At 71.8% G+C, this 16,750-nt stretch carries 15 protein-coding genes; 8 read left to right on the forward strand and 7 right to left on the reverse strand.

Annotated elements, in window-relative coordinates:
- The 3 genes from gnd (at position 1) to ACFY16_RS17710 (ending at position 3,040) form a co-directional block, all read left to right on the forward strand.
- Entirely contained in the window at positions 1-879 is an 879-nt protein-coding gene (gene gnd, locus ACFY16_RS17700) for a phosphogluconate dehydrogenase (NAD(+)-dependent, decarboxylating) (protein WP_390648013.1), read from the forward strand.
- Positions 880-887: 8 nt separating this feature from the next.
- The gene (locus ACFY16_RS17705) at positions 888-1,481 is read left to right on the forward strand and encodes a histidine phosphatase family protein (protein ID WP_390648014.1); all 594 of its coding nucleotides are present in this window, start codon (positions 888-890) and stop codon (positions 1,479-1,481) included.
- Between the two features lie 95 nt (positions 1,482-1,576).
- Complete coding sequence (locus tag ACFY16_RS17710; protein ID WP_390648015.1) at positions 1,577-3,040, forward strand: membrane-associated oxidoreductase; 1,464 nt, start codon at positions 1,577-1,579, stop codon at positions 3,038-3,040.
- A gap of 13 nt (positions 3,041-3,053) precedes the next feature.
- Here the strand turns inward: ACFY16_RS17710 and ACFY16_RS17715 are convergent, their stop codons facing one another.
- Positions 3,054-4,835: a bifunctional sugar phosphate isomerase/epimerase/4-hydroxyphenylpyruvate dioxygenase family protein gene (locus ACFY16_RS17715; protein WP_390648016.1), complete on the reverse strand. Its 1,782-nt coding sequence runs from the start codon at positions 4,833-4,835 to the stop codon at positions 3,054-3,056.
- A 12-nt stretch (positions 4,836-4,847) separates the two neighbouring features.
- A complete protein-coding gene (locus ACFY16_RS17720) occupies positions 4,848-5,732 on the reverse strand; it encodes a shikimate dehydrogenase (protein ID WP_390648017.1) in 885 nt (294 codons plus the stop codon).
- Positions 5,733-5,921: 189 nt separating this feature from the next.
- On the opposite strand from ACFY16_RS17720, the gene ACFY16_RS17725 reads away from it, so the two are divergent.
- The 3 genes from ACFY16_RS17725 to ACFY16_RS17735 all read left to right on the forward strand — a co-directional run bounded on the left by ACFY16_RS17725 (position 5,922) and on the right by ACFY16_RS17735 (position 9,685).
- Complete coding sequence (locus ACFY16_RS17725) at positions 5,922-6,587, forward strand: TetR/AcrR family transcriptional regulator (RefSeq protein WP_390648018.1); 666 nt, start codon at positions 5,922-5,924, stop codon at positions 6,585-6,587.
- A 251-nt stretch (positions 6,588-6,838) separates the two neighbouring features.
- Positions 6,839-8,197 carry an MFS transporter gene (locus ACFY16_RS17730; protein ID WP_390648019.1) on the forward strand — a complete coding sequence of 453 codons (1,359 nt, stop codon included), beginning with the start codon at positions 6,839-6,841 and terminating at the stop codon, positions 8,195-8,197.
- Between the two features lie 273 nt (positions 8,198-8,470).
- Entirely contained in the window at positions 8,471-9,685 is a 1,215-nt protein-coding gene (locus ACFY16_RS17735; protein WP_390648020.1) for an MFS transporter, read from the forward strand.
- A gap of 119 nt (positions 9,686-9,804) precedes the next feature.
- Here ACFY16_RS17735 and ACFY16_RS17740 read toward each other — a convergent pair whose 3' ends face one another.
- Positions 9,805-10,242, reverse strand: a complete 438-nt coding sequence (locus ACFY16_RS17740; RefSeq protein ID WP_390648021.1) for a PPOX class F420-dependent oxidoreductase — start codon at positions 10,240-10,242, stop codon at positions 9,805-9,807.
- Positions 10,243-10,477: 235 nt separating this feature from the next.
- Between ACFY16_RS17740 and ACFY16_RS17745 the strand changes: the two genes are divergently transcribed.
- The gene (locus tag ACFY16_RS17745) at positions 10,478-11,707 is read left to right on the forward strand and encodes a serine hydrolase domain-containing protein (protein ID WP_390648022.1); all 1,230 of its coding nucleotides are present in this window, start codon (positions 10,478-10,480) and stop codon (positions 11,705-11,707) included.
- 16 nt (positions 11,708-11,723) lie between these two features.
- On the opposite strand, the gene ACFY16_RS17750 is transcribed toward ACFY16_RS17745, so the two are convergent.
- From ACFY16_RS17750 to ribA, 4 genes are all read right to left on the reverse strand, one after another.
- Positions 11,724-12,875 (reverse strand): saccharopine dehydrogenase family protein, encoded by a 1,152-nt coding sequence (locus tag ACFY16_RS17750; protein WP_390648023.1) that lies wholly within the window; start codon positions 12,873-12,875, stop codon positions 11,724-11,726.
- Entirely contained in the window at positions 12,868-13,977 is a 1,110-nt protein-coding gene (locus ACFY16_RS17755) for a saccharopine dehydrogenase (RefSeq protein WP_390648024.1), read from the reverse strand. The genes ACFY16_RS17750 and ACFY16_RS17755 overlap by 8 nt, the downstream gene beginning before the upstream one ends.
- The gene (locus tag ACFY16_RS17760; RefSeq protein WP_390648025.1) at positions 13,974-15,119 is read right to left on the reverse strand and encodes an NAD(P)/FAD-dependent oxidoreductase; all 1,146 of its coding nucleotides are present in this window, start codon (positions 15,117-15,119) and stop codon (positions 13,974-13,976) included. The genes ACFY16_RS17755 and ACFY16_RS17760 overlap by 4 nt, the downstream gene beginning before the upstream one ends.
- Positions 15,120-15,228: 109 nt before the next feature.
- Entirely contained in the window at positions 15,229-15,888 is a 660-nt protein-coding gene (ribA, locus tag ACFY16_RS17765) for a GTP cyclohydrolase II (protein WP_390648026.1), read from the reverse strand.
- A gap of 38 nt (positions 15,889-15,926) precedes the next feature.
- On the opposite strand from ribA, the gene ACFY16_RS17770 reads away from it, so the two are divergent.
- Positions 15,927-16,703, forward strand: coding sequence for a creatininase family protein (locus ACFY16_RS17770; RefSeq protein WP_390648027.1), 777 nt, complete (start codon positions 15,927-15,929; stop codon positions 16,701-16,703).
- Positions 16,704-16,750: the final 47 nt, after the last annotated feature.

The following is a 16,750-nucleotide window of genomic DNA, read 5'->3' on the forward strand; positions in this document are numbered from 1 at the left end:
ATGCAGCTCGGTCTGATCGGTCTCGGCAAGATGGGCGGCAACATGCGCGAGCGGATCCGCCGCGCGGGCCACACCGTCATCGGCTACGACCGCAACCCCGAAGTCTCCGACGTGAGCAGCCTGGCCGAACTCGTCGACCGGCTCGAAGCGCCGCGCACCGTCTGGGTGATGGTCCCGGCCGGCGTCGCCACCCAGTCCGTCGTCGACGAGCTCGGCGGCCTGCTGGAGGCCGGCGACACGGTCGTCGACGGCGGCAACTCCCGCTGGACGGACGACGAGAAGCACGCCACGGAGCTCGGCGCCAAGGGCATCGGCTTCGTCGACGCGGGCGTCTCCGGCGGCGTGTGGGGCCTGGAGAACGGCTACGCCCTGATGGTCGGCGGCGACAAGAAGCACGTCGACCGTCTCCAGCCGATCTTCGAGGCGCTCAAGCCGGAGGGCCCGTACGGCTACGTCCACGCGGGCAAGGTGGGCGCCGGCCACTTCTCCAAGATGGTCCACAACGGCATCGAGTACGCCATGATGCAGGCCTACGCCGAGGGCTGGGAGCTCCTGGAGGCCGTGGACTCGGTGACGGACGTCCGCGAGGTGTTCCGCTCCTGGCAGGAGGGCACGGTCATCCGTTCCTGGCTGCTGGACCTGGCCGTGAACGCCCTCGACGAGGACGAGCACCTGGACAAGCTGCGCGGCTACGCGGAGGACTCCGGGGAGGGCCGCTGGACCGTCGAGGCGGCCATCGACAACGCCGTACCGTTGCCGGCGATCACCGCCTCCCTCTTCGCGCGGTTCGCGTCCCGCCAGGACGACTCCCCGCAGATGAAGATGATCGCCGCCCTGCGCAACCAGTTCGGCGGTCACGCCGTCGAGTCGGCGAAGTAGGCCCGGCCGTGGGGGATCTCCTGCTGGTCCGCCACGGCGAGACGGAGTGGAGCGTGTCGGGACAGCACACCAGCTACACCGACCTGCCCCTCACCGAGCACGGTGAGGAACAGGCCAAGTCCCTCGCTCCCCTCCTCTCCGTCCGGACCTACGCACTCGCACTCACCAGCCCGCTGTACCGCGCGCAGCGCACCGCCGAACTCGCCGGTGTGACCGGGTCCGTCCCCGACCCCGACCTGCACGAGTGGGACTACGGCGGCTACGAGGGCATCACCACCGTCGAGATACACCGCACCCGCCCCGACTGGTACCTGTGGACCGACGGGGTCCCGCCCGGCCCCGAAGGCCACCCGGGCGAGTCGCCCGAGGAGGTCGGCCGGCGCGCCGACCGGCTGCTGTCCCGGGTCGACGCGGCACTCGCGAGCGGCGACGGCGACGTGATCCTCGTCGCCCACGCCCATTTCCTCCGGGCCCTGACGGCCCGTCGGCTGGGACTGGCCCCGGCGGACGGCCGGCTGTTCCAGCTGGCGACGGGAACGGTCAGCCGGTTGTCGACGGAGCACGGGCGTCCGGTGATCGCGGAGTGGAACACCAGGCCGTAGTGCCATGAGCCATGGCCCGGTCCGTTCGGTGAACGGACCGGGCCATGGCCGTACTTGGTTGACAGTCGGCGCGGGTCACGTCAGAGTCCCCGCTGATGGAGATCAACGATCTGACGGCGGCCGAGGAGCGGGTATGGCGGGCGTTCGCCACGGGCGCGGGGGTCGACTTCCGCGAGGGAGCCGAGGGGGACGCGGCGCAGGGTGACGGCTGGGGGCCCGAACGGACCGTCCGTGCCGCCGTGTTGCGGGCTCTTCTGCTCAACGGACCCCAGGAACAGGGCGAGATAGCCGCACTGAAGCTGGCGGGTGCGCGCATCACCGGTGTACTGGACCTTCGGTACGCGACGACCGACCACGCCGTGCGCCTGAGCCACTGCTTCTTCGACGACGTCCCCCAGCTGTACGGCTGCCGGATCCGGCAGCTCAACCTGAGCGACTCGGTGCTGCCCGGGCTGACCGCCGCCACGCTGCGGGTGGACGGCGTCCTGCGGATGACGGGCTGTCGGTTTCACGGTCCCGTACGGCTCGGCGGGGCGCGGATCTCCGGGGCGCTGTTCATGGACCGGGCTCAGGTCACGGCGCCGGACGCTGCGGAGCCGGCGCTCCAGCTCAACCAGGTCACGACAGGCGACGACCTGTGGGCGCCGGAGCTACGCGTGTACGGCGAAGTACGGCTGACCGGCGCCGGCATCACCGGGGCGGTGAACCTTCACGAAGCCGAGTTGTACCGCCCTGGCGGCACTGCCCTCAGCGCGGAGGCCCTCGACGTGGGAGCCGATCTGGTGCTGCGCAAGGCACGTACACGGGGTCTGCTGGAGCTGCAGGGCGCCCGTGTCGCAGGGCGTCTCGTCCTGTCGCGCTCCCGTCTGTCGAACCCCCACGGCACTGCTCTGCACGCCACCAGCTGCACCATCGCGGAACTGTGGCTCCGCAAAGGGACTCCGGTGGAGGGAGCCGTCAACCTGCGTCGCTCCCAGATCGAAGTCCTTTACCTGGAGCCCGAGATGGTGCCGGGCCAGGTCCGCCTCAACAGCCTGACCTACACGGCGCTCACCCCGCACGAGCCCGCCGAGCGCCGCCTGCCCATGCTGGAACGGGACGGCGACGGCTACGTCCCGCACGCCTACGAGCAGCTGGCGGCCGCCTACCGCCGCATCGGCGACGACCAGGCCGCCCGGCTCGTCCAGCTCGCCAAGCAGCGCCGCCACCGCACCACGCTCCCCTGGTACGGCCGCCTGTGGGGCCACCTCCAGGACGTGGCCGTCGGTTACGGGTTCCGTCCGCTGCGCGCCGCCGTCTGGCTGCTGTCGCTGCTCGCCGTCGGTTCGGTCACGTACGCCCTGCACCACCCGCGCCCGCTCAAGGCGGCCGAGACGCCCCACTTCAACCCGGTGTTCTACACGTTGGACCTGCTGCTGCCGGTGATCTCCTTCGGACAGGAAGGCGCCTTCGCGCCGGACGGCTGGTACCAGACGCTGTCCTACGTCCTCATCATCACCGGCTGGATCCTGGCCACGACGGTCGTCGCGGGCGTGACCAGGTCCGTCAGCCGTCAGTGAGTGACCGTCGCCGTCACCGCGCGGTGTGCTGCGCGGCCAGGCGCACGGGGGCGTTCTGGGCGCCGTAACCGCGGTAGCCGCCGTCGCGCTGGACGAGTTCGAAGAAGACACGGCCGACGGTGCGGGTGTAACAGTGGCGGAAGACGCCGTGGGCGTCTCGGTCGTAGAGGATGCCGAGGTCGCGGTAGGTGGCCAGCTCGTCGGCGGGGAGGTCGTGGCGGGCGGCCAGGTCGTCGTAGTAGTTGGCGGGGACCGGCAGCAGGCGGCCGCCGGCCGCGCGGAAGCGGCGGGCCGCGGCGACCACGTCCGCGGTGGCCAGCGCGATGTGCTGGGCGCGGACCTCGTCCTCCGCGGGGGCCGGGCCGACGGCGAGGGCGATACGGACACTGCCGTCGGTGTTGGTGACGGCGCGGCTGCGGAAGAGACCGTAGGGGTCGGCGACGTCGACGCTCTCCTGTGCGTGCAGGCCGAGGACGCTGCGGTGGAAGAGGGCGGCCTCGTCGAAGTGGTGCCAGGGCTGGGTGAGGGCGAGGTGGTCGATGCGGGTGATGTCGGTGGCGGTCGGGCGCCGGCCGGTGTTCTCGAAGTCGGCGCGCCAGCTGGGGAGTTCGGGGTGGTCCGTCGCGCAGAAGAAGAGTTCCGTGCCGTCGGGAGCCGCGACCGCGTCGAGTGGTGCGTCCTGCGGGGCGCGGCGGCGCGGCAGTACGGGTGCGAGCAGGGCCTCGGCGCGGCGGGCGGCGCCGGCCGGGTCGGGTGACTCCAGACCGATCGCGGCGAGCCCGGTGCCGTCGCGGCGTGCGGCCGGTCCGGTGTTGACCAGGAGACGGGCCTCGCCCTGCTGCCACAGGTCCACTGGTTTGCTGCGGTGGCGGGCGGTGCGGGCGAAGCCGAGGGCGCCCAGGAGCGCCGCGACGGGTTCGGCGTCGGGGGTGAGCAGTTCGGCGAAGGCGACGCCGGTGGGGACGACCGGGGCGGGTGGGCTGGTCAGGCCGACGGTTTCCTGAAGGACGCGCAGGGAGCGCTGGGCGTCCACCGCCGTCGGGCCCGCCTCGGCCTGCCGGAAGACGTCGTTGAAGACCTCCAGGGAGAGCGGGCCGTCGTAGCCGGTGCGCAGCACGTGCCGGACGAGTCCGGCGACGTCGAAGCCGCCCTGGCCGGGGAAGCAGCGGTAGTGGCGGCTCCATTGGAGGACGTCCATGGCGAGGAGCGGCGCGTCGGCCAGCTGGAGGAAGAAGATCTTCTCGCCGGGGATGTCCTCGATGCCTTTGGGGTCGGAGCCCCGGGAGAGGATGTGGAAGCTGTCCAGGCAGGTGCCGAGGGCCGGGTGGCCGGCCGTCTCCACGATGCGCCAGGCGTGGTCGTAGGTGCTGACGTGGCGGCCCCAGGCGAGCGCCTCGTAGGCGACGCGGATGCCGAAGTCCTGGGCGAGATCCGCGAGTCGGCTCAGCTGCCCGGCGGCGAGCGCGTCGTCGTCCGCGGCGCGGGGGGAGACGCTGGAGCAGACGAGGACGGTGTCGGCGCCGAGTCGGCGCATCAGCTCGAACTTGTGCCGGGCCCGGCGCAGGTTGCGGGCGAACTCGTCCTCGGGCACGGCCTCGATGTCGCGCATCGGCTGGTAGAGGTCGATTCCGAGGCCGAGGTCGGCGCAGCGGGTGCGGATCTCCTCGGGGGTGAGGGGGCTGGCGAGCAGGTCGTTCTCGAAGATCTCGACGCCGTCGAAGCCGGCCCGGGCGGCGGCCGTGAGCTTCTCGGTGAGGGATCCGCTGAGGGAGACGGTGGCGATGGAGGTACGCATCCGGGTGCCTCTCTACTTCGGTGCGACTACGGCGTCGGCCAGCTCGGCGATGTCCGCGAGCATCCGTGCGCTGTCGGGTTCCCGCCCGGTGAACAGGCGGAACGCGTCCACGGCCTGGAAGGCGGCCATGCCGGCTCCGTCGAGGGTGGCGCAGCCAAGCGCGCGGCCGGTGCGCAGCAGTTCGGTCTCCAGCGGCCGGTAGACGACCTCGGCGACCCAGAGACCGGGGTGCAGGAGTTCGGCGGGGAAGGGCAGGCCGGGGTGGGCGGCCATGCCGGTGGGGGTCGCGTGCACAACGCCGCCGATGCCGTCGGCGTGCGCGAGCAGCTCCGGCAGCCGGTCCGGGGTGGCGCAGGCGGCCCGGCCGTCGCCGAAGTGGCGGTTGAGGGAGTCCGCGAGCGCGGCCGACCGCTCGGGCATGGCGTCGACGAGGGTGACCCGCCCGGCGCCGAGGGTGAGCGTGGCGTGCGCGACAGCCGCGCCCGCGCCGCCGGCGCCCAGCTGCACGACCCGCTCCAGCGGGGCGTCGGGCAGCCCACGTGCGAAGGAGGCGGCGAAGCCGGTGACGTCGGTGTTGTGCCCGACCGCGCGGCCGTCCTCGAAGACGACGGTGTTGACCGCGCCGAGAGCCTCGGCCTGCGGGGCGAGCGCGTCGAGATGGGGGATGACGAGCTGTTTGCACGGGTGCGTGATGTTGAGCCCGTCGAAACCCAGGTCGCGCGCGGCCCGCACCAGATCGCCCACCGCCTCCGGCGGTACGCCGAGGGTGTCGATGTCGATCAGCCGGTACAGGTAACGCAGGCCCTGGCGGTCGGCCTCCCGCTCGTGCAGGGCCGGGCTGAGCGAGGGGCCGATGCCGGAACCGATCAGTCCGACGAGAAACGAGTCCTTGGTCACGACGGACCTCCTGAGCGGCGCATGGTGACGAGAAGCAGATACGAGAAGCAGATGCGAGAAGCAGAACGCTAATGTACGAACTAGTACGTTAGCTATATCAGCTCGACGGGTTCCCGGGAAGACCCCGGCCGCGGCGCCCGGCCCTGCTTCTAGAATCACCGGCACTGGCCCTACGCCCGAAGGAACCCGATGACCAGCGTCGACGAACCGGCACGACCCAACGGGCGCATCCGCGACGCCGCCCGGACCCAGGCCGAGATCCTCGACGTCGCCACGCAGGAGTTCGCCCGGGCCGGCTACGACGGCGCCCGCGTCGACGAGATCGCCGCCCGCACCCGCACCACGAAGCGGATGATCTACTACTACTTCGGTGGCAAGGAGCAGCTGTTCACGGCCGTCCTGGAGCGGGCGTACGGCGTGATCCGCGAGGCCGAGCAGGAACTCGACGTCGAGCATCTGGACCCGGTGGCGGCCATCCGGCGGCTGGCGGAGGTCACCTTCGACCACCACGAGCAGCACCCCGACTTCATCCGCCTGGTGAGCATCGAGAACATCCACGGAGCCGAGCACATCGCGGCCTCCGAGAAGCTGGGGAAGATCGGTTCGCCCGCGCTGGACGTGATCCGCCGCATCCTGGCCTCGGGGCAGGAGTCCGGCCTGTTCACGGCCGACGTCGACGCGGTCGACCTGCACGCGATGATCAGCTCCTTCTGCTTCTTCCGGGTCTCCAACCGGCACACCTTCGGCGCCCTGTTCGGCCGCGACCTGGTGGATCCGGCCCGGCGCGGGCACTACCGCGCCATGCTCGGCGACATGGTGATCGCCTATCTGACGGCGGAGCGCACCGCGGACTGAGCACGACGCGACGGCCACGGAGGGAGGGTCGTCCGGGGAGCCTCGGCGAGATCCATCGGGAGATCCCTCGGCGCGACCTCTTGACACCCGGGAAACGTGGGCGCAACATCCGTAGCCAACCGCTACTAACTATCCAGTGGGTTAATTAGCCGGGTAGCGCCCGGTGCAGCCGACCCGTCACCCCAGGGATCCGGCACTTCTCCCCTTCCGCTCACTCCACCTACGTTGGAGTCCCCCCGAAGGAGCAAGCCGTGTCCGTCCCCGCCACGCCCAGCGACTCCGCCGCACCGCCCGGCCAGCCGAAGAAGGCCGCCACCGCCGCCTGGATCGGCAGCGCCCTGGAGTACTACGACTTCTTCATCTACGGCAGCGCGGCCGCGCTGATCTTCCCGAAGATCTTCTTCGACGAGTCCGACCCGGCGACCGCGACCCTGCTGTCGCTGGCCACGTTCGGTGTCGCCTACGCCGCCCGTCCGGTCGGCGCGCTCTTCCTCGGCCACTTCGGCGACCGGCTCGGCCGCAAGAAGATCATGGTCTTCACGCTGATCCTGATGGGCCTGTCGACGTTCCTCATCGGCTGTCTGCCCACCCGGGCCCAGGTCGGCGGGCTCGCGCCGGTCCTGCTGGTGCTGTGCCGGGTCCTGCAGGGCATCTCCGCGGCGGGAGAGCAGGCCAGCGCCAGCTCGATGACGCTGGAGCACGCGCCGCCGGGCCGGCGCGGCTTCTTCACCAGCTTCACCCTCAGCGGCACCCAGGGTGGCCAGCTGATCGCCACCCTGGTCTTCATCCCGGTTGCCGCGCTCCCCGAGGACCAGCTGCTGTCCTGGGGCTGGCGGCTGCCGTTCTGGCTGAGCGTCGCGGTCGCCGTCGTCGGCTACGTCATCCGCCGCAAGCTCCAGGAGACGCCGGCCTTCGCCCAGCAGGCCGCCGGCGAGGGCGTCGCGAAGCTGCCGCTGGCGGTGCTGATGCGCGAGCACTGGGCGGACGTGCTGCGGGTGATCGCGGGCGCGCTCGTCGCCTCGGTCAGCACGATCTTCACGGTGTGGGCGCTGGCGTACGCGACCAGTGACGCGGTCGGGATGAGCCGCTCCTCCATGTTGTGGGTGGGCGCGCTGGCCAACCTGGTCGCGCTGGCGGCCATCCCCCTGTGGGCCACGCTCTCGGACCGCGTCGGCCGCCGCCCGGTGTACCTGATCGGCGCCGCCGGCAGCGCCGTGATGATGTTCGCGTACCTGTGGGCGATCTCCACCGGCTCCTACCCGCTGATCCTGGTGCTCGGCATCGTCGCCTTCGGTGTCGTCTACAGTGCCGCGAACGGCGTGTGGCCCGCCTTCTACGGCGAGATGTTCTCCACCCGGGTCCGCCTGTCCGGCATGGCCATCGGCACGCAGATCGGCTTCGCCGTGGCCGGGTTCGCCGTCACCTTCGCCGCGCAGATCGCCGGCCCGGACGGCGACGACTGGTCGTCGGTGGGCCTGTTCACCGCCGCCCTGTGCGTCCCGCCGGTGATCGCCGCCCTCTCGGCCCGCGAGACCCACCGGGTGCCGACGGAACTCCTCGGCGAGCGCTCCCGCATGGAGGCGTCACAGCCGGAGACCGTGACGGCCTGACGATCGCACGCGAGGGCGGGGCGCCGGACACCGCGGCCCGTCCTCGCGCGCGTCGACCTCGCGCACGTCCACCTCGGCGACCAGGGCTCGGTGGACCACTCCCCCGCCGCGCTCGACATGCCGATGTCGCTGGGCTCCGCACCCCGGCACACCGGCCCCCGACGGTCCCGCGCGCCCGACGGACCGGCAACCGGCCCCGAAGGTCCGTGCACCCGACCGCCGGCCCGGCCACGACTTGAACCTGACACCAGTGTCAGGGTCGAGCCTACGGGCATGCGAAGCCGAACTCACCTCGCCGGCCGGTCGCCCGTCACGGCGGCCGAGAACCTCCGACTCCCTCTCCCCGCCCTGCTCGCGCTCGCCACCGCCGTGTTCGTCACCAGCCTCACCGAGACCCTTCCCGCGGGGCTGCTCCCCGCGATGAGCGCCGGTCTCGGTGTCGGCGAGTCCGCGGCGGGACAGTCGGTGACCGTCTACGCGGCCGGTACGGCGCTCATCGCGATCCCCCTGTCCACGGTCACGGCCACCTGGCCGCGCAAGCGACTGCTGCTGGCGGCGACAGCGGGGTTCGCCGTCGCCAACACGGTGACGACGGCCTCGCACAGCTACCCGCTGACCATGGCGGCCCGCTTCGTGGCGGGCGTGGCCGCCGGGCTCGCCTGGGCGCTGCTGGCCGGGTACGCCCGGCGGCTGGTGCCGGTGCCTCTCCAGGGCCGGGCGGTGGCGGTGGTCATGACCGGGATTCCGGTCGCGTTGTCGCTGGGGGTGCCCGCGGGGACGTACCTGGGCGGACTGCTGGGCTGGCGGGCGGCGTTCGCGCTGATGACGGTGGTCGCCGTGGTGCTGCTCGGCTGGATCGGGCTCGCGGTACCGGAGCGGCCAGGGCAGCCGGGCGGCGAACGGTCCCCGATGCTGCGGGCGCTGTCCGTTCCCGGTGTCGTGCCCGTCCTGTTCGTGACCCTGGTCCTCGTCCTGGCGCACACGGTCCTGTACGCCTACATCGCCACGTTCCTGGACCGGTCCGGCATGGGCGGCTCGGCGGACCTGGTGCTCCTGGTGTTCGGCGCCGCCTCCCTGGCCGGCGTGTGGGGCGTAGGGGCCCGCATCGACCGTGCGCTGCGCGCGCTCACCCTGGCGAGCACGTCACTGGTGGGTGCGGGGGCGGGCCTGCTGGCCCTCTTCGCGGGCAGCCCGGCCCTCGTGTTCGTGGCGGCGGCGCTGTGGGGACTCGGCTGGGGAGGTGTGCCCACACTGCTCCAGACCGCCGTGGCCGACGCGGGCGGGGCCCGCGCGGACGCCGCGCAGGCCATGCTGGTCACCCTGTGGAACGCGGCGATGGCGGTCGGGGGCGTGGCGGGCGGAGTCCTGCTGGACACGTTCGGCGCGCGGGCGTTCCCCTGGACGGTGCTGGTGCTGCTCGTACCCGTGCTGGCGGTGGTGACGAGCGCCCGCGCGCACGGGTTCCCGGTTCGACGGGTCGGGGCATGACCGGCGGGGGACGACCGCCGGACATCGGGCGCCGGACATCGGGCGCCGGACATCGGGCGCCGGGGCGTGGGCCTCCGGCCCACGGGCGTCCGGCTCCCGGCTCCCGGCGCTCCCCGGCACTAACGCCGGAGGACCCCGTACGCCCGCTCCACCCGAAGCCGCAGTACGAGCCGGAGGTCGCGGACCATGGCCGCCCGGTAGTCGTCCCAGTCGGGGTGCTCGCCCTGGACGTCGCGGTAGAGGCGGATGAGCTCCTCGACCGTGTCGTCGTGGGGGTCCTTCGCGACGGGCGACAGATCGGCCGCGCCCTCGGCGACCGTGTAGGCCCACCGGTCGTCGCTGGTCACGTGGTAGGAGGCGCGCGGATCCCGGCGCAGATTGCGGGTCTTGGCGCGGTCGTCGGTGATCGAGACCCGGATGATGCGCTCGTCGGGGTAGTAGAAGTGGGTGACGTTCGACAACTGCGGGCGGCCGTCGCGCTTGAGGGTGACCAGTACCCCGCCGTGGCTCTCGGAGAGCAACTTGAGCAGTGCGTCCTGCGTCGCGTCCTGAGTCATGCCTCCGTAACCGCACTCTTTGAGCGGGGTATTCCCGGACGGGCGACACGTCGGACCGGTGCTGGGCGTGGCCGGGGCGGTGGCGGGACGTGCGCTGCCCGCGTTCCGTAACGGCGGCCGTCGAACATCGCGCCGAGGGGCTCCGTTCTCGTATTTCTACGCGACCATGATGAATGAGGTGGTCGAGGCCGGGTATGCCCGACGGCACCTCGAACGCGCGCGACGGAGGAGAGCGATGGCACAGCTGCGACAAGAGGTCGACCCGGTTGAGGCCGGACTGGATCCGAAGGTGCTGGACCGGCTCGACCGGCACTTCGCCCACCACGTCGACGAAGGGCATCTGCCCGGCTACCTCGTGGCGGTCTCCCGCGGCGGCCGCGTCGCCCACCTCACGACGTACGGTCACCGCGATGTCGCCGCCGGTCTGCCCGTCGAGCCCGACACCCTGTACCGGATCTACTCGATGACCAAGCCGGTCACCACGGTCGCCGCGCTGCTGCTGGTGGAGGAGGGCCGGCTGTCGCTCGACGACCCGGTCGCCCGCCACCTGCCCGCCTTCGCCGACCCGCAGGTGTACGTCGGCGGCGACGGCGAGGAGATCAGAACCCGGCCGGCCGCCGGGCCGATCCTGATCCGGCACCTGCTCACCCACACCGCGGGACTGACCTTCGCGTTCTACCACTCCCACCCGGTCGACGCCCTCTACCGCGCGGCCGGCCTGGAGTCGTCGGTGCCGCCGGGCGCGGACCTGGCGGAGACGATCGACGTGTACGCGAGCCTGCCGTTGCAGTTCGAGCCGGGCACGGAGTGGAACTACTCGGTCGCCACCAACGTCCTGGGCCGGGTGATCGAGGTGGTGTCGGGGCAGCCGCTCGACGCGTTCTTCGCCGAGCGGATCTTCGGTCCGCTCGGCATGACGGACGCCGGGTTCTGTGTCACCGACGAACAGGCGGGCCGGCTGGCCGAGTTGTACGGCGAGGCCGACGACGGCCGTATCGAGCCGATCGCGGGGCTGCCGCTGCACGGCCGGCCCCGGTTCCTGTCCGGCAGCGGCGGCATGGTGGCGAGCGCGTACGACGTCCACCGCTTCATGGAGCTGCTGCGCCACCGCGGTGAACTCGACGGCACCCGCCTGCTCGCCCCCGAGACCGTGGACCTCATGACCACGAACCACCTTCCCGGCGGCGTCGACATGCGCACCTTCGGCAGCCGGCCGGCCCATGACGAGCCCGGCAACGAGGGCGTCGGCTTCGGCCTCGGTGTCTCGGTGGTGATCGACCCGGCCCGTACCAAGGCCGCGACCGGTCTCGGCACGTACGGCTGGAGCGGGGTGGCGACGACGACGTTCTGGGTCGACCCGAGCCGCGATCTGACCGTGCAGTTCCTGACGCAGGTACGGCCGCGGACCTCGCACACGCTCTTCCAGGACCTGAAGCGGCTCGTGCACGAGGCCGTCGCGGACTGAGGCGCCCGGGCAGGACTCAGCTGTCGACGCGCAGGGTGAAGTCGACCCCTTCCCGCGCGAGTTCACCCAGCCATTCGTCCGACCGCACGGCCGTCTCGGCGGCCCGGTTCAGGCCCGTCGGCAGGGAACCGTCCAGGATGTGGCGGACGCCGAGGGCGAGGGGGCGGGAGACGCAGCGGGCCATCGCGCTCTCCTCGGCGTCCCCGACGAGGTCGAGGAGGTAGCGGCCGGACCAGGTCCGCCCGGCGCCGCTCACGTCCAGCGACACCGCGAGGACCACGCGGTCCCGGTCGGCGTCCGTGGTGGGGTAGGTCTGCGCCAGCTCCCGTGCCAGGGCGGCGATACGGGCATCGTCGCCGCCCTTGAGCTCCTCGAACACGGCGTCCCAGGCGTGCAGCCAGCCGTCCAGGCGCAGGGTGCCGCGTACGAAGGTCCGCGGCTGCCAGGCGGCCGGCAGGCCGTACTGCTCGACGAAGGGGACGCTGTCCCGGTTGGGGTAGACCTCGAAGGTCTCGCCGTCGACGACGTGCCGCCGGGTGACCTCCCAGGGGCGCTCGGCGGTCGTCTCGGCGCCGTCCTCGATGTAACGGGCCGGTGAGCGCAAGGCGCCCAGGACTCCGGCGGGAGCCCAGCTGAAGCGGTACCGGAAGTCGTTCGGGACCGCCGGGACGCCTCCGCAGTACGAGGTGAGGGTGTACGAGGCGGCCGTGGTGTCACCGATCGCCTCCCGGGCGCGGGCCACGAGGCTGTGCGCGAAGAGGTGGTCGATGCCCGGGTCGAGCCCGGCCTCGGTGAGGACGACGAGGCCCGCCTTCTCGGCCGCCGGGACCTGCTCCAGCACCGCGTCCGACACATAGCTGGAGCAGGCGAAGTGGGCCTGCCCGCGCACGCACTCCGCCAGCAGCGCCGGGTGCTCGGGCGCGGGCAGCATCGACACCACGACGTCGCCGGGGGCCAGCTCCGCGGTCAGCGCCGGAAGCGTGTACGCACGGGGTTCGGCCCGGCCGGTCAGGCCCAGCCGGGCGAGGGCGTCGGCCGCGCGGTCCTCGGTGCGGTGCCACAGACGTACCCGGTCGGTCGCCTCGCACAGCGCGGCCAGTCCGCTGCCGGTGGACAGACCGGCGCCGACCCAGTGGACCGTACCGCTCGCGGGAGCCAGTTCAGGCACGACGGAAATCCCCCTCTGTGATGCCGAGTTCACGGCAGGCCTGGTGGAACCGGTCCAGACAGCGCCCCCACGGCCCGCCGGTGGAGAACTCCAGCAGTTGGGGCAGCAGGGCCGCGGAGAAGTCGGTACTGGACTCGCGCGGCAGCAAGGAAGGCAGGTTGTCGATGGCGATGAGGTCGAACGGGGGCTCCTTGCGCAGCCGGCGCACCGGATCCGTCCAGTCGGTGGTGCGGTCGTAGACGGGCAGGACGTTCAGTGGGGAGCCCACGTCGCAGGTGACGTCGCAGACCGTGCGCAGCCGCCGGGAGGTGTCGTCCAGGTCCTGTTCGCGCAGGAAGGGCGGGACGGGGGTGGTGGCGAGGACGGCGTTCACCATCAGGTCGTGGTGCAGCAGGGCCCGGCGGTCCAGGTCGCGGGTCTCGGCGAGGTCCCAGTTCGTGGGCTCGATCCCGGCGGCGTGGAAGGCCGTGCGGGCGCCCCGGCCGCTGCGGCCCAGGGCGCCGACGACCAGTGCGGTGAACTCCTCGTCCCCGGCGGCCGGTCGCAGCGTCTCGTCCAGCTCCTCCTTCTCCGTGGGCCGCAGCGGTGCGGCGAGCCGGCCCCGCTGGTGCAGCACCGCCAGGGCCGCGCCCAGATAGCCGGCCCAGAAGCCGAAGGCGGCGAGCCGGCGTCCGTCGTCGTCCACCAGGTACTCGAGGTCGAGCAGCACCCCTCCCCCGGCGGCGAACCGCCGGAGCAGTTCGGCGGCCCCCGGCTGCCGTTTGTAGGCATGCCCGAAGGAGATGTGACGGTGAATCAGTTCACCGGGCTCGTCGGGGAGTTCCTTCAGTCCGATCACCACGGCGTCGCGCGGCGCCTGCGACACCCAGGAGCCCGTGGGCGCGACCCGGCAGCCGGCCGCCTCGTACTCCTCGATCGGGAAGATCCGCTGCGGGGACTCCTCGACGGTCAGGCGCACGCCGCTGTCCACCAGCCGGCGGGCGTCCGTCGGCACGATCGGGGTGCGCCGTTCGGTGGTGCGGACCTCGTGGCGCAGCCACAGGTGGAGTTCCCCGAGATTCTCGAGTCTCCTTGCTTCCTGGGGTTCCTGGGGTTCCGTCATACGCAGTTGACCTCCGGGCGCGGCGCGTCGGCCGCGAAACGGCCGGCGCTCAGGGGACCGACGTCCACGAAGGGTACGCGGCCCAGGTACAGGTCGCGCATGACCTCGCCGACGGCTGGTCCCTGCAGGAATCCGTGCCCGGAGAAGCCGGTCGCGTACAGGAAGCGGGAGGGCCCGGGCGCCTCGCCGATCAGTGCGTTGTGGTCGGGGGTGATCTCGTACAGGCCCGCCCAGCCGCCGGTGCGGCGCAGCTCGGTCAGGGCCGGGGCGCGCCGCTCCATCGCCGCGTACAGCCGGGGGATCCAGCGGTCGTGAGTGTCGGTGGCGAAGCCGGGGCGCTCGTCGGGGTCGGACATGCCGATGAGCAGGCCGGGGCCCTCGGCGTGGAAGTAGAGGGTGCTGCTGAAGTCGATCGTCATGGGCAGGTCGGGCGGCAGTGCGGTGACCGGTTCGGTGACCGCGATCTGGCGGCGCAGGGGTCGTACCGGCAGGTCCACGCCGACCATCGCGCCGACCGCCCGCGACCAGGCGCCGGCCGCGCAGATCACGGTGTCGGTGGTGATCCGGCCCAGCGTGGTCGTCACGGCCGCGATGGTGTCGCCGTGCAGTTCGATGCCGGTCACCTCGGTGTGCCGCAGGATGCGCACGCCGTGGCCGCGGGCGGCGGCCGCGTAGCCGTGGACGACGGCTTCGGGGGTGCAGTGCCCGTCGTCGGGCGAGAAGGCCGCCGCCGACAGCCCGTCGGTGCTGATCAACGGGGAGAGCCGCCGGGCCTCCGCCGGATCGATCATGCGGCTGGGCACGCCGAGGGAGTTCTGCAGGCGCACGCCCGCCTCGAACGCGTCCACCTCCTCGGGTGTGGACAGCAGGAAGAGATAGCCGACTCGATGCAGCCCGATGTCGTACCCGATCTCCTCGCCGAACCGGCCGAACGCCTCCAGGCTGCGCGCCCCGAGCTGCACGTTGAGCTCGTCGGAGAACTGCGCCCGCACTCCGCCGGCGGCCTTCGACGTCGAGCCGGAGGCGAGTTCGTCGCGTTCGAGGAGGACGACGTCGCGGACACCGGCGGCGGCCAGGTGGTAGGCGATGCTCGTGCCCATCACTCCGCCGCCGATGACGACGACCGAGGCATGCGTGTTCAAGGCTGCGGCTCCTTTTGACGGGCGGCCCCGGCGGGGGAAGCCGGGGCCGTTGCCGACGCTGGACCTGTCGCTGTCGCTGTCGTATCAGGACACCGCCTGGAGCGCGCGGTCAGGACCAGTGCGCCACCGCGTCCAGGTGGGGCAGATGGTGGTCGAGACGCTCCCGCTTGGTCCTGAGATAGGTGATGTTGTTCTCGCACGGCGGGATCAACAGCGGTACCTGCTCGGCGACTTCGATGCCGTGTCGCAGCAGGTCCTCACGCTTGCGCGGGTTGTTGGACATCAGCCGGACCGAGCGCACACCCAGGTCACGCAGGATCCCGGCGGCCACGCCGTAGTCACGGGCGTCCACCGGCAGGCCCAGCGCGAGGTTCGCCTCGACCGTGTCCAGGCCCTCCGCCTGCAGGGCCATCGCACGCAGCTTGGCGAGCAGGCCGATGCCCCGGCCCTCATGCCCCCTCAAGTAGACGACGATGCCGCGCCCTTCGGCGGCCACGGCGCGCAGCGCGGAGGCGAGCTGGTCGCCGCACTCGCAGTGCTGGGAGCCGAAGGCGTCACCGGTCAGGCACTCCGAGTGCAGCCGGGTGAGGACGTCCTCGCTGCCGATGTCGCCGTGGACCAGGGCCACTTGTTCGTCGCCGCGGTCGTGGTCGAGGTAACCGATCGCCTGGAATTTCCCGTACACGGTGGGCAGCGGGGCATTCACAACGCGTTCCACGCCCGTGCGCTGTGGGGACTTCTTGCCGAGTACGCCGATTTTTTCTGTCATGATCTGATTCCTAAGCAGAGACGAAAGGCCGTGAAGAAATGAGTGGTTCGGGCGCGCGTACGGCGGCATACGGTCTGGTGCCGGCGGACACTACGGAAGACGTACGGACGCGGGGGGCGGGCGTCTCAACGCAGGTCGCCGTTCTTCCCGTCGGCAGCTTCGAGCAGCACGGTCCGTTCCTGCCGCTGGCGACCGACACCCTGGTCGCCTGTGCCGTGGCCCGGGAGATCGCCGACGCGTACCCGGTGCACCTCCTTCCTCCGGTGACGATCTCCTGCTCGCACGAGCACGCGGCCTGGCCGGGAACCGTCAGCATCTCCTCCGTGACCCTTCACGCGGTGGTACGGGACATCGCCGAGTCGCTGCGCCGGTCGGGCGTGGACGCCCTGGTGGTGGTCAACGGACACGGCGGAAACTACGTCCTGGGCAACGTCGTTCAGGAGTCCTCCGCGCGCGGTGAGCGGATGGCGCTGTTCCCGGCCGCCGAGGACTGGGAAGCGGCGCGGGAGCAGGCCGGGGTGCGCACCTCGCTGCTCACCGACATGCACGCGGGGGAAATCGAGACCTCCATCCTGCTGCACGCTCATCCCGAATTGATCCGTCCTGGTTACGAGTCCGCGGATTTCGTCGCGGACGACCGGCGTCAGCTGCTCACCACGGGAATGTCCGCCTATACCGATTCGGGCGTCATCGGCCGTCCTTCCCTGGGGTCCGCGGAAAAGGGAAAGGCACTGCTGGCCAGCCTGACCGATTCCTTCGGCGCGTATTTCACGCTGCTCGGGGAGGCGGAAGGGAAAGCGGACGGGCGCGAGTAGTGCCCGTCGGGTGAGCGGGCGGCTGCCGGGTCCGCTACGACGGCCCC

The sequence above is a fragment of the Streptomyces sp. NPDC001315 genome (assembly GCF_042896175.1).
In the GTDB taxonomy this organism is placed as follows: Bacteria; Actinomycetota; Actinomycetes; order Streptomycetales; family Streptomycetaceae; genus Streptomyces.

Coding starts and splice junctions, on each gene's coding strand:
- ACFY16_RS17715 (WP_390648016.1), bottom strand. CDS start 4,835: ATGCGTACCTCCATCGCCACCGTCTCCCTCAGCGGATCCCTCACCGAG.
- ACFY16_RS17745 (WP_390648022.1), top strand. CDS start 10,478: ATGGCACAGCTGCGACAAGAGGTCGACCCGGTTGAGGCCGGACTGGAT.
- gnd (WP_390648013.1), top strand. CDS start 1: ATGCAGCTCGGTCTGATCGGTCTCGGCAAGATGGGCGGCAACATGCGC.
- ACFY16_RS17710 (WP_390648015.1), top strand. CDS start 1,577: ATGGAGATCAACGATCTGACGGCGGCCGAGGAGCGGGTATGGCGGGCG.
- ACFY16_RS17725 (WP_390648018.1), top strand. CDS start 5,922: ATGACCAGCGTCGACGAACCGGCACGACCCAACGGGCGCATCCGCGAC.
- ACFY16_RS17770 (WP_390648027.1), top strand. CDS start 15,927: ATGAGTGGTTCGGGCGCGCGTACGGCGGCATACGGTCTGGTGCCGGCG.
- ACFY16_RS17740 (WP_390648021.1), bottom strand. CDS start 10,242: ATGACTCAGGACGCGACGCAGGACGCACTGCTCAAGTTGCTCTCCGAG.
- ACFY16_RS17755 (WP_390648024.1), bottom strand. CDS start 13,977: ATGACGGAACCCCAGGAACCCCAGGAAGCAAGGAGACTCGAGAATCTC.
- ACFY16_RS17735 (WP_390648020.1), top strand. CDS start 8,471: ATGCGAAGCCGAACTCACCTCGCCGGCCGGTCGCCCGTCACGGCGGCC.
- ribA (WP_390648026.1), bottom strand. CDS start 15,888: ATGACAGAAAAAATCGGCGTACTCGGCAAGAAGTCCCCACAGCGCACG.